The organism is Psychrobacter faecalis (genome assembly GCF_016107575.1).
GTDB classification, from domain to species: domain Bacteria; phylum Pseudomonadota; class Gammaproteobacteria; order Pseudomonadales; family Moraxellaceae; genus Psychrobacter; species Psychrobacter faecalis.
Genome location: NZ_JABAST010000057.1, coordinates 1 through 11,776, shown reverse-complemented (window position 1 = coordinate 11,776; position 11,776 = coordinate 1). Strand labels below are relative to the sequence as shown.

Genomic DNA, 11,776 nt, shown 5'->3' with positions numbered 1-11,776 from the left:
CGTATCAGTAAGCATTTAATCTAAATGGCAGTTACACAGAATTCGGGATGGGCTCCGCTATCACGCCTTGAAGGTATCATTCCGGCTTTAGAGTCGGCGCACGCCATTGCCTATGCGATGAAAATCACCAAAGATATGTCAGCGGATGAGACGATTTTGGTCAATTTATCAGGGCGCGGCGATAAGGATATTGATTTTATTTTGGATAAGGTAAAGCCATAAAAAATCTGCAAGCAGTATAAAAAAACAACAGCTCTCAAGCGTGTAACCAGTTATCATCGTGGTTTTTTTAGTCTAACGCTTGATAGGATTTACCCATGTCCAACCGCGACCTCATTATTTTTATGACATTGTCCTTTATGTGGTCGCTGTCCTTTATTTTTTACCGTGTCGGCGTGCCAGAATTTGGCTCGCTAGCATTTGCCAGTTTGCGCGTGGTGCTAGCTGGCTTGACCATGCTGGTTTTTGTCTTAATCAGCCCAAAAAACAGAGCAGGTATCCGTGATAACTGGAAAGTTTTGACCCTAGTCGGACTGTTTTCTGCCGCTATCCCTTTTATCCTATTTGCCTTTTCAGCGCGCTCGGTCAATGCTGGGGTGTTGGCAGTGCTTAATGCGTCCGTACCGATGATGAGTGGTTTTATCGCCAGCACCTTTTTTAAAGACCGTTTGTCAAAAAAACAAATTATCGGCTTAATCATTGGCGTTATCGGCGTGATTATTTTGATGAGTGAGAACTTATTTGGCGGCAGCGGGCAGGGCGCTGAGTCAGGTTCAGGGTTACTGCCGATGGGCTATGCATTATTGGCCTGTGTCGGTTATGCGGTCGGCGCCAATATCACCAGAAACTATTTATACGATGTCTCGCCGGTGGCGATTACCGCAGGCTCGCTTATCATTGCCAGTATTATTATGCTGCCGATAGCGGTGTATGAGTTTCCCTATGGCAAAACCATTAGCCTCACTGCTTGGACGTCAGTCATTTGTATCGGCGTCTTCTCAACCGCCATCGCGCTGATTTTTATGAATCAACTCATCAAAAGTATCGGTCCGATGCGCGCGACCAGTATTACCTTAGTCATTCCGATTTTTGCCATTATTTTAGGCTATCTGCTGCTTGGTGAAGCTTTAGGCACGCCAGCGATTATCGGTTCGGTGGTGATATTATTTGGTACGTATTTGTCTTTAGAGTTGTCTATCAAAAAGATGCTTAAATCCTAAGATATTGATTTTTCTAATTGATAAATAGCCTTTTAATCAATGGCACTTATTTAACATCTTCTACCATAATAAGTTGAATGGGAAAGGTAATGATGTCAAACGCCTTGGCAAATGGCATCAGTGCTTTCAGCCTTTTTTCTTCTGCTAATACTTTGTCTGGTTGATAATGATAAAACTTTAGCGTGGTCGGTTGCGGCAAGCAATAGGCGAGCGTCTCAATATTTTTCACCGCCGGAGCCACCGTCACAGGGAGGGGTGACACCGGGACCAGCGACTGATGAAGTTGCCTTACCACTAGCGGGCAAGACCGAAGTGAAGATGCCGCAGTCGGTCAATTTCGATTTCCAAACCGGTCTGAGTGAAAAGTATAAGTTGCTAGGTATGGTTAACGCCCGCTGGGTAGATTGGAGTAACTTTAATGTTGCCCCGCCTTTAGCGACATTATCGACACAAGAGCCTTTAGCCGCCTATAAAAAAGATGGTTATGCGGTTGAAGTGGCATTAGGTAAGCAGTTTAATCCAAAAGCTTCAGGCGAAGTACGTGTCGGCTATGACCACGGTACTGGCGCACCGCTCAGTCTATTAGGACCTTATGACTCTATCAAAAGCTTGGGGTTAAGCGCGCAATACAAACTGACCGAGCAGCTTAGTGTCTCTGCGGGCGGTCAATATATGTGGTTTGAAGGCGGTCCAGTCGATACTAAGGTTGATGGTCGGGTAGCCAATATTGACGATGGAACTGGCTACGCACTTGGCATGAAATTGGGTTATCATTTTTAAAAATTGACTGAGATTGTTTGTTAAAAATAGCTCATATTAGTGCTGATAGAAAATAGAAAAAATCACTAACTTAAAAGTAGGTGCTTTTTTTATTACTAAATTTTAGCAAAAATTAATGATTCTATTAGCTTAACACCCTTATAAGGTCACATAAATAATAGCGTTTAAAAGGTTGGAAATACACTTGCGTAGGTGTTTTTGTTTGTAAGTATTACTTGGAATCGCGGTATCTACCCTTATAAAGAACTCGGCTGATAAATGGCTGTCTTAACAACTAGCATGGCTATTTATCAAAGCTCAATAACTCTTATAAATCTATTTTATAACAACAAACAAGGCTCCTCATGGCACACGATACCTTATTCGAACCCGTAAAAATGGGTACCCAAACTCTAAAAAATCGCATCTTTATGGCTCCCTTAACCCGCTTACGCGCGGTCGAGCCGGGCGATGTTCCTACGGCACTAGCCAGTGAATATTACGCACAGCGTAGTGGTGCAGGATTGGTCATTACCGAAGCGACGCAAGTGTCTTTTCAGGCAAAAGGCTATGCTGGCGCGCCCGGTATTCATACCGAAGATCAGACGACGGCGTGGAAGACCATCGTTGATAATGTCCATGCCAAAGGCGGCAAGATTGTCGTCCAGCTATGGCACACCGGTTTGGTTTCACACGAAAGCGTCCAACCTGATGGCAAAGCGCCTATTTCGGCGTCTGATGTTCATGTGGGCGTGCGCACGACATTGCGTGACAGTAATAATCAACCGATACGCGTTGAATCTACAACCCCGCGTCCAGCCACGCTTGAGGAAGTAAAGCAAGTTATCGCTGACTTTGGGCTTGCGACTAAGAACGCCAAAGAAGCAGGATTTGATGGCGTAGAAATTCATGGCGCGCATGGTTATCTGTTGCATCAGTTTTGGGTTGAGCAAACCAACCAACGTGATGATGAATATGGCGGTAGCCGCGAAAACCGTGCGCGTTTGACCCTTGATGTTATCGATGCTTGTATCGCTGCATGGGACGCTGACCATGTTGGTATTCGCATCTCGCCGCTTGGTACTTTTAATAATGTTGAAGCAGGCTACCATGAAGACGAAAATATTTGGCTAATTGAGCAAATCAATAAGCGCGGGTTGATGTATTTACATCTGTCTGAGCCCGACTGGGCAGGTGGTACGCCTTATAGCACCGAATTCCGTCAGCGCGTTCGTGATGCTTTTGGGCAAATGATTATTGCTGCTGGTGGCTATACCGCTGAAAAAGCCGAGCAGAATATCAAAGATGGTTATATCGATGCCGTTGCTTTTGGCCGTGATTATATTGCCAATCCTGACTTAGCAGAGCGGATCCGCGAAGGCGCGCCGCTTAATGAGCAACATCCGCAAAGCTTTTATGGTGGCGGTACAGAAGGATATACCGATTATCCTTTTTTAAAACAAGCTTAAATATTATCGGATAGCCATTTTAAATTGGCTTTATCGATTAAAATAAAGTGATAATGAATAAAAAGCCACCTTGCTAACAATAGTAAGGTGGCTTTTTTAATGGGTAATATTTAGCTATTTACCAAAGTTACCCGTTTGGTAATCACGAAATGTTTGTTTTAACTCCGCTTGGGTATTCATGACAAAAGGACCATAGCCTACCACTGGTTCGCCGATCGGCTCACCGCTTAATAGTAATAGTTTAACCGTACTTGGTGCTTGCTTATCACCAGAAAGCTTATCATCAGCTGGCTCAGGGTACGTCAACTTAATACTATCGCTTACCTGCGTTGCTGATTGTCCATTGTCGAAATCAATAATAGCGATATCAGTAACAGTCGGCGCTGTAAACTGAATCAGACTGCCTGCGCTTACTGACTTTTCATTAACCAGTAGCGTGCCTTCTTGTACCAATATCATGATGTTATGATTGTTTGGCACTTGCAGCGTCGTTGAGCCAGCGCTATGCAAAGCAATATTCCACATATTGATTGGCGTAAAGGTACTTGCCGCGCCTGTCGTATATTGCCACTTACCTGCAATAATCCTCGCTTGACCAATAGCATATCCATTTTCAATATTGCTTAAGTCAACGATAGGCAAATCAGCGCGTTTTAGCGTTTGATATTTAGGCGCAGTCAGTTTATGGGCGCTTGGCAAATTGACCCATAATTGCACCATGCTAAAAAGTCCACCACGGCGACTAAAGTCGGGTGAGTGGAATTCTTCGTGCATAATGCCGCGCCCTGCGGTCATCCATTGCACATCGCCTTCTTTGATGATGCCACAACCGCCAGCCGAATCGGCATGGCTAATCTCGCCGGCGTAGGCAATCGTCACCGTTTCAAAACCCTTATGCGGATGCTGCCCGATACCGTGCGGCTCCTTCTCATGGTTTGGATTTGGCGTAAAGGTGGTCGGCTGACCATAGTCCAATAATAAAAATGGATCGGTATGCTGATAATTAAAATCAGCTTCGTTATCTAAATGATTAAACAAAGTTTTGACATAAAAACCATCGCCGACCCAATGCGGTACTTTATTGCTATGAATATGTTTGATGGCGCGCATTGCATACCTCGTCAACCTAACTGTATTAAAGAATACTTATTTATTTCACCGTCATTTTTTAACAGGAATGAAATACCTACTCTTAAGTAATTCTAAATCTGTATGGGTTTATATGAGTGTTTTTAAATTTGTATCACTGGCTTTTAAATTAAAGAGTATGTATGACTTAACATCAAACCACTTCGCCGCAAACAAAACCACTGGCCCACGCCCATTGAAAGTTATAGCCGCCAAGCCAACCGGTGACGTCAAGCACTTCACCGATGAAATATAGCCCGTCTTGATATTTGCTTTGCATGGTCTTTGACGAGACTTCATCGGTTGTGATGCCGCCGCGTGTGACTTCAGCGGTTCGATAGCCTTCAGTGCCAGACGGTTTTAGCTGCCAGCCGTTCAGCGTTGCTCCAAGCTCTATCAAGCGCTCATCTTTAATATTGGCAAGCTCGGTATCTTTTATATCGTCCCACAAATGCGTTTGTAGCGCTGCCAGCAGTTTTTTCGGCAAAGCATTGTTGGTATTGTCTGCCAAGACCGTGCGGATAAGCTGGCGCGGGTGCGATTTCTTATGAGTTAGCAAAAGCGCCGTTATATCTATTTCGGGTAGCAAATTGATAGTAATAGTTTCACCAACATGCCAATAGTTGGACAGTTGCAGCATAGCTGGGCCCGACAGGCCACGGTGAGTAAAGAGCAGCGGTAGCTTAAAGGAGATGCGCTCATTACTGGCAATCACCGGCAGACTGATACCGGCAAGCGTGCGAATCAGCTCACCCGTTTTATCGGTAAAGGTAAATGGCACAAGGCTGGCATCAGTTGCGACTAACGTATGGCCGAACTGTTGCGCCAGCTCGTAACCAAAACCGCTCGCACCTAAGGTCGGAATCGATAAGCCGCCCGTTGCTACCACAAGCGATTCGCAGTTATAACTGGTTTGCGGCAGCTTACTTTGATTGCCGTTATCTTTTCTCTCTTGTTTTTCTTTTTTACTCAGACTTTTGCTGGTAATTAATTCAAAGAGAGATTTCTTATTATTCTCATCAGTTTTTACTTGTTCAATGTGGGTATTGAGCTTGACTTGCACGCCCACGGCAGCGCATTCATCAAGGAGCATGGTTAAAATATCTTGTGCCGAATCATCACAAAATAGCTGCCCATGCTCGCGCTCATGGTAAGGGATTTTATGCTGCTCAACCATAGCAATGAATTCCCAACTCGGATAACGGCTCAGCGCAGATTTACAAAAATGGGCATTACTACCGATAAAATGCTCAGGCTCGACGAAGTAATTGGTAAAGTTGCAGCGCCCGCCACCTGACATGAGGATTTTTTTACCAGCTTTATTGGCGTGGTCGAGCACCAAGACGCGGCGACCACGGCGACCCGCGGTGAGCGCACAATATAACCCCGACGCGCCAGCGCCGATGACGATGACATCGTAGTGATTGTGTGCTGCTGCATTGCGCGGATTTTCCATGATGATAGGTTCCAAAAAGCGCTAAGCTTTAAAAAATAGAAATAAAAAAATCGTAAAATTAAAAAGTAGCTGAGTGGACGTTTTAATCATAAAGGGTAGCTATTGTCCATGTTTTATAGCAGGTTACAAGGATTAAATATTTTTGCCCAGTCAACTTATAAAAGTTGCTACCCCTGATTAAGTATACAGCTGTGCAGCGAAATTGTTGTGTTTTGCGCTCGACGTCTTGCAACGACGCTGCTTATTTGTCAAACTAACTTAAGTGTCAGACATTATGGAAGATGACTCTTATCACTTGTATAGGCCACCGTTTGCCGTTCATATTTAACGCAAGCCGTTTAATGATAGTCGCAACGACAGCTGCTACAAGTCAGAATAATTAAAAAAGGATGACTACGATGACTCAAAAATCATTTCCTATCACGGCTGAGTTTGTCGCCGCTGCCAATACTAGCGCTGAGCAGTACAAAAAAGAATACCAACAATCTATTGCGTCACCTGAGGCGAACGATGCCTTTTGGGCCAAGCGTGCCGAGCTGATTGATTGGATAAAAAAACCCACCAAAATCAGCGATGTCAGTTATGACTTGGAAGATTTTCATATCAAATGGTATGAGGATGGTGAGCTTAATATTTCAGTCAACTGCCTTGATCGACACGTCAAAAATCACCCTTATAAGCCTGCTATTATTTGGGAAGGTGACCATCCATCGCTGCACAAAATTATCTCATTTAAAGAGCTGCACGAAGCGGTGTGTCGCCTCGGGAACGCCATGCGCAAACTTGGGGTCAAAAAAGGCGATCGCGTCACTTTATATATGCCAATGATACCAGAAGCGATGGTCGCCATGCTGGCGTGTACGCGCATCGGGGCGGTACATTCGGTGGTATTTGGCGGTTTTTCTGCCGAGAGTTTGGGCAATCGCATTATCGACAGCCAATCAAAATTGGTCATTACCGCCGACGAAGGTATTCGCGGTAATAAACGCACGCCGCTCAAAGCCAATGTCGACCGTGCATTAGACATGGATGGCACGGAAAGCGTGACCAATGTCGTGGTCGTCCATCGTACGGGTAATTCTGTGCCGATGAGCGGTCGGCGCGATGTTTGGTATCACAGTTTGGTCGATGGCGAATCAAAGCATTGCGAGCCTGAAGTCATGAATGCCGAGGATCCGCTGTTTTTATTATATACCTCAGGCTCTACCGGCAAGCCAAAAGGCGTGCTGCATATCACTGGCGGTTATATCATTTATGCGCTTTCTACGTTTCGCGATGTGTTTGATATCAAAGAAGATGATGTCTACTGGTGTACGGCCGATGTCGGCTGGGTGACTGGTCATACTTATGCCACTTATGCACCGCTCGCCAATGGGACGACGACGGTCATGTTCGAGGGCGTACCAGAATATCCAACCTGGGCGCGTATCGGTCATATTATTGATAAACACCAAATCACGGTTTTATATACAGCACCGACCGCCATCCGTGCGATGATGAAAGAAGGCGATACCTTTGTCCGTGAATCTGACCGTTCAAGTTTGCGCTTGCTTGGCTCCGTTGGTGAACCGATCAATCCAGAAGCGTGGGATTGGTATTACAATGTCGTTGGCGGCGGTAAATGTCCGATTGTCGATACGTGGTGGCAGACGGAAACCGGCGGTATCTTACTGGCGCCAATACCGGGTACTGTCGATATGAAACCGGGTGCGGCGATGAATCCGCTATATGGCATCGAGCCGGTCGTCGTCGATGCTGATGGTCATGTCTTAGAAGGTGCGGCAGAAGGTAACCTTGCGATTAGTGGCGGCTGGCCGGGGCAGATGCGTACTATTTATAATGATCACGAGCGCTTTTTAAAAACCTATTTCACAGAATATCCGGGCTATTACTTTACTGGCGATGGTGCGCAGCGTGACGAAGACGGTCACTACTGGATTACCGGACGCGTGGATGATGTGCTCAATGTTGCCGGGCATCGCTTGGGCACGGCAGAGATTGAAAGCGCGGTGGTTGCGCACCCAGCAACGGCTGAAGCAGCGATTGTCGGTATGCCGCATGACATTCGCGGTATGGGGGTTTGTGCCTTTATCATTCTAAAATCGGGCGAAACCGCAACGGATGCTTTAAAATCTGAGCTCAATCGCCACGTGCGCGCGGAGATTGGCCCGATTGCCAACTTGGATGCTATTTATATGGTGGATGTCTTACCCAAGACGCGCTCTGGTAAAATCATGCGCCGTATCCTGCGAAATCTTGCCGCAGGGCAATATGTTGGTCTGGGCGATTTATCGACCCTTGCTGATAGCGCTGTCATCAATGAGCTGATTGACGTGGTCAAAGCGGAACGCGGAGAGTAAAGAGTATGATTCGTTAATTGGATATACTAAAAGAATATGCACTAAACTAATTTTTCCCTTCTTTAAAAGCCATACTATCGTAAATATTATGGCTTTTTTACGTAGAGGTTATTGCTATTAGCGCGCTTTAAAGTTTCAATAACTTTTGTTTTTCTCCATATTTACAAGGTTTACCGTCATTATGCCGAACTCTTCTTTGCAGCCTACGCCGATATCAGCGCCAAAAATTGCCATTATCGGTGCTGGCTTAACGGGACTATTTACTGCCACCTTATTAGAGCGCGCTTCTAGCCAAATGAATGAGCAGAAAATTAATGACAAATCCTCAATACCAGAAATCACTATTTTTGAGAAATCACGCAGCGTCGGGCGTCTAGCAACACGTTACCGCAGCGATAGCCTTACTGATAAAAACTGGCAATGGGTATTTGGGGCGCAGTTTTTTACCGCTAAGAGCGCAAGCTTTCAACAATTTATTGAACCGTGGTCACAGACAGGTTTGCTACAGCCATGGTGCGCGCAAGTAGTGAGCTTAACGCCAATGTCGGCAAATAATCAGAAACCCGATATTCACCTCAAAGAGCAATGGGGGAGTACGCAAGCGCGTTATATCAGCGCGCCAAAGATGACCAGTTGGGGGCGAGCATTGGCTGATGAATTGCAGCATAGCACCATTAAGTTTAACACCCGCGTCGCGCCATTATCTCAATATAAGCAAACGCCAAATAGCAACATCAATAATAAAACTTACGACAAAACCAGTGAAAAAACCAGTAATAAAACTGAGCTATTCGATGAAAATGGCAACAGTCTTGGTCATTTTGATTGGGTAATTTGTACGGCGCCAAATGGACAAGCCGTCGAGCTGATGGCAGATAGCGGTTTTAGTGAATGCGCAAAAATCACTGAGCCAACAATGCAGGCGTGCTATAGCTTAATGCTTGGTTGGAATGAGAACCAACCATTACCTGAGGCGCTAAGCTGTTTGGACACGGCGTGGGATGTGGCTTATGTACAGGATTCTATCATTGATAGAATATTTATCGAACATCATAAGCCTGAGCATCATGCGCTATTACCCAGCATGACCATTCATGCGCGCAACGACTGGTCAGAGCAGCACGTCGATGACGATATCAATACCATAAAAGCAAAGTTGTTAGAAGCCGCTCAGCGAGCATTAAACTGGAATGCGGAGAGCGCGCCAAGCCAAGTTGATTGTCACCGTTGGCGTTACGCCGCGACCGTAACCGCTTCTCATAAAGAGCAGTTAGGAGTATTGGTTGATGATGAGCGGCAATGGATTGTTAGTGGCGATTGGTGCGGACAAGGTAATATCGAAAGCTGCTATCAAATGGCGGCGCAGACGGTGACAGCGATGGTTTAATTTACAGATAATAAAGGCTTTAAGGAATTAAACTTAGACGTATTACATCATAATAAATTTGAATTTATATAGATCATTAACTTATAGGCAAAAAAGAGCCCACGAAGGAGGTGTCGTGGGCTGAGGAAAACTTATCATGCGACCGAGCTACTACTGATTAACGAGCCACAAGTAAATTGATCAAGATTTATTATTGTTAATATAAAGATGATGACAAAATCTATGATTTCAAGAAATTATCACGTCTGCTTACAATTTCCAGTGTACAACTGTATTTATTCCTCAGTCATCATAACTGAAATTAGCCGATTTACCTAGCTTACTTACATGTCATTACGTTTTGGTTTATTGTCCGCCGATTATTAGCTAGAAATCTTAATAACAAGCGTTTTGCTAAGGATTTTTTGCTCAAAAACACTTGCAATTGAGTAAAGCCAAAACCGACCTGTACAGAAGCATGACGACATGGCTGAAAAATGCTAAGCTAGCCACATTCTTATCGCTGACTATAAACTGGGTTTGTCATGACCGAGAGTACACCGCTGCACACACCAGAACAAAAACCGCTACCAACGCCAAACGACAGAAGTATCTTTAACCTACCCAACAATCTTACGATTGCGCGTATTTTAATGATTCCGCTGTTTGTGGCGATTGCTTATTGGCCACCCGCCATGGGAATTGGCATGCCAGCGATTTCGGACAATGTCATCGCGCGGGTAGGTATGAGCGAATTTAGCGACAGTTTGCTGCGTCATTTGCTGTTGACCGGTGTGTTTATTATCGCCGCGGTGACCGATTGGCTCGATGGTTATTTTGCTCGTAAGCTTAACGTGGTCTCTGCTTTTGGGCGCTTCTTAGACCCAGTCGCTGATAAGCTCATGGTCGCAGCCGCACTGATTATTTTGGTGCAATGGCATCCCAATATAATCATGGCGATTGCGGCGATTGTGATTATCTCGCGTGAAATTGCCGTCTCGGCGCTACGCGAGTGGATGGCGGAGCTTGGCAATCGCACTAGTGTTGCTGTCTCGTATGTCGGTAAACTCAAAACCACTTTTCAGATGATCGCTATCACTGTGTTATTGTTAAATTGGCAATCGCTTGAGATGATAGGCTATATATTGATGGTGGCGGCGGTGGTTTTAACCTTATGGTCGATGATGATTTACCTCAGAGCTGCATGGCCATATTTAAAACAAAGCGGTTAGTATATAGAATAAATGCTATCAGTCCTTAAGTTTACATGCTTAAGTTTAAACCGCTCATAAACAAAAACGCCAGTCATGATAAGTGACTGGCGTTTTTTATTTATCATAGTTTTAAGTGTATTTAATGATCAAATAATTACAACTCAATAGAGAGATTTTCCCCTAAGCTTTTTTCAATCGCTGTATCGGTAACTGCCGCCGCCGTCATTTTGACCGCGCTAGTAATTGCATTACCATTCGCCCAGTATTCCGCACCATGCGGCACCACTTTAATCAGCTGTACCCTTGGGTCTTCTTTGCCTTGCTCAAAATAGGCGTTATACATAACCGACCATAGCTCATCGAGTTTCTCTGCATCCTCGACCAATTCAGCGGTACCAGAAATAGACAAATACTTATCGTCACCTTTCGAGGTATAAGCCAAATTTACTTCTGCATTTTGCTTAATGTTATCGACAGTTTCAGATGGCGTGTGTCCAATAAACCAAATTTCTTTCGTGCCAATGCTAGTTTCAGTGGTGTTCATTGGGCAAGAGTGCAGATGGTCTTCGCCATTGCGCGTGGTCATCATGGTGTATTTAATGTCTTTTACCATCGCTTGGATGGTGTCCATTTGTGATTGTTTACTCATAATAGTTATCCTTTACTATTGAAATAGGCAGTTTGAGTTTTAAGTTTAAAAGCTTGGGTTTAAAAGCTTGGGTTTAAAAGCTATCGGCAGATAATTGATGGGTGGTGTTCTAAAAAGTATGCCGGCATCAGACGTAACCATAATTGATGTAAAAG

General features: G+C 44.8%; 10 protein-coding genes and 1 pseudogene. 7 read left to right on the top strand and 4 right to left on the bottom strand.

Annotated elements, in window-relative coordinates:
• Positions 1 to 57: 57 nt before the first annotated feature.
• Together JFC07_RS12455 and JFC07_RS12450 are read left to right on the top strand one after the other, a co-directional pair.
• Positions 58 to 222: pseudogene (locus tag JFC07_RS12455) on the top strand (tryptophan synthase subunit beta); the annotation flags it as partial.
• Between the two features lie 95 nt (positions 223 to 317).
• Complete coding sequence (locus tag JFC07_RS12450) at positions 318 to 1,220, top strand: DMT family transporter (RefSeq protein WP_198329168.1); 903 nt, start codon at positions 318 to 320, stop codon at positions 1,218 to 1,220.
• Positions 1,221 to 1,266: 46 nt separating this feature from the next.
• On the opposite strand, the gene JFC07_RS12445 is transcribed toward JFC07_RS12450, so the two are convergent.
• Positions 1,267 to 1,449, bottom strand: a complete 183-nt coding sequence (locus JFC07_RS12445) for a hypothetical protein (protein WP_198329167.1) — start codon at positions 1,447 to 1,449, stop codon at positions 1,267 to 1,269.
• 26 nt (positions 1,450 to 1,475) lie between these two features.
• Between JFC07_RS12445 and JFC07_RS12440 the strand changes: the two genes are divergently transcribed.
• Positions 1,476 to 2,000 carry a hypothetical protein gene (locus tag JFC07_RS12440; RefSeq protein ID WP_198329166.1) on the top strand — a complete coding sequence of 175 codons (525 nt, stop codon included), beginning with the start codon at positions 1,476 to 1,478 and terminating at the stop codon, positions 1,998 to 2,000.
• A 344-nt stretch (positions 2,001 to 2,344) separates the two neighbouring features.
• Complete coding sequence (nemA, locus tag JFC07_RS12435) at positions 2,345 to 3,448, top strand: alkene reductase (RefSeq protein WP_198329165.1); 1,104 nt, start codon at positions 2,345 to 2,347, stop codon at positions 3,446 to 3,448.
• Positions 3,449 to 3,562: 114 nt separating this feature from the next.
• Here the strand turns inward: nemA and JFC07_RS12430 are convergent, their stop codons facing one another.
• Both JFC07_RS12430 and JFC07_RS12425 read right to left on the bottom strand, forming a co-directional pair.
• Positions 3,563 to 4,558: a pirin family protein gene (locus JFC07_RS12430; RefSeq protein WP_198329164.1), complete on the bottom strand. Its 996-nt coding sequence runs from the start codon at positions 4,556 to 4,558 to the stop codon at positions 3,563 to 3,565.
• Positions 4,559 to 4,730: 172 nt separating this feature from the next.
• Positions 4,731 to 6,032, bottom strand: a complete 1,302-nt coding sequence (locus tag JFC07_RS12425; protein ID WP_198329163.1) for a BaiN/RdsA family NAD(P)/FAD-dependent oxidoreductase — start codon at positions 6,030 to 6,032, stop codon at positions 4,731 to 4,733.
• A 398-nt stretch (positions 6,033 to 6,430) separates the two neighbouring features.
• On the opposite strand from JFC07_RS12425, the gene acs reads away from it, so the two are divergent.
• The 3 genes from acs to pgsA all read left to right on the top strand — a co-directional run bounded on the left by acs (position 6,431) and on the right by pgsA (position 10,990).
• On the top strand, positions 6,431 to 8,392 hold the full coding sequence (gene acs, locus JFC07_RS12420; protein ID WP_198329162.1) for an acetate--CoA ligase: 1,962 nt from the start codon (positions 6,431 to 6,433) through the stop codon (positions 8,390 to 8,392).
• A gap of 181 nt (positions 8,393 to 8,573) precedes the next feature.
• Positions 8,574 to 9,779, top strand: coding sequence for an NAD(P)/FAD-dependent oxidoreductase (locus tag JFC07_RS12415; protein ID WP_198329161.1), 1,206 nt, complete (start codon positions 8,574 to 8,576; stop codon positions 9,777 to 9,779).
• A 524-nt stretch (positions 9,780 to 10,303) separates the two neighbouring features.
• Entirely contained in the window at positions 10,304 to 10,990 is a 687-nt protein-coding gene (gene pgsA / locus JFC07_RS12410) for a CDP-diacylglycerol--glycerol-3-phosphate 3-phosphatidyltransferase (protein WP_198329160.1), read from the top strand.
• Between the two features lie 136 nt (positions 10,991 to 11,126).
• Here pgsA and JFC07_RS12405 read toward each other — a convergent pair whose 3' ends face one another.
• Positions 11,127 to 11,621, bottom strand: a complete 495-nt coding sequence (locus JFC07_RS12405) for a pyridoxamine 5'-phosphate oxidase family protein (protein ID WP_198329159.1) — start codon at positions 11,619 to 11,621, stop codon at positions 11,127 to 11,129.
• Between the last annotated feature and the right edge of the window lie 155 nt (positions 11,622 to 11,776).

Bases quoted from the DNA above. Each gene is read 5' to 3' on its own strand.
- JFC07_RS12425 (WP_198329163.1), bottom strand. From the start codon at position 6,032: ATGGAAAATCCGCGCAATGCAGCAGCACACAATCACTACGATGTCATC.
- JFC07_RS12430 (WP_198329164.1), bottom strand. From the start codon at position 4,558: ATGCGCGCCATCAAACATATTCATAGCAATAAAGTACCGCATTGGGTC.
- JFC07_RS12405 (WP_198329159.1), bottom strand. From the start codon at position 11,621: ATGAGTAAACAATCACAAATGGACACCATCCAAGCGATGGTAAAAGAC.
- pgsA (WP_198329160.1), top strand. From the start codon at position 10,304: ATGACCGAGAGTACACCGCTGCACACACCAGAACAAAAACCGCTACCA.
- nemA (WP_198329165.1), top strand. From the start codon at position 2,345: ATGGCACACGATACCTTATTCGAACCCGTAAAAATGGGTACCCAAACT.
- acs (WP_198329162.1), top strand. From the start codon at position 6,431: ATGACTCAAAAATCATTTCCTATCACGGCTGAGTTTGTCGCCGCTGCC.
- JFC07_RS12415 (WP_198329161.1), top strand. From the start codon at position 8,574: ATGCCGAACTCTTCTTTGCAGCCTACGCCGATATCAGCGCCAAAAATT.
- JFC07_RS12450 (WP_198329168.1), top strand. From the start codon at position 318: ATGTCCAACCGCGACCTCATTATTTTTATGACATTGTCCTTTATGTGG.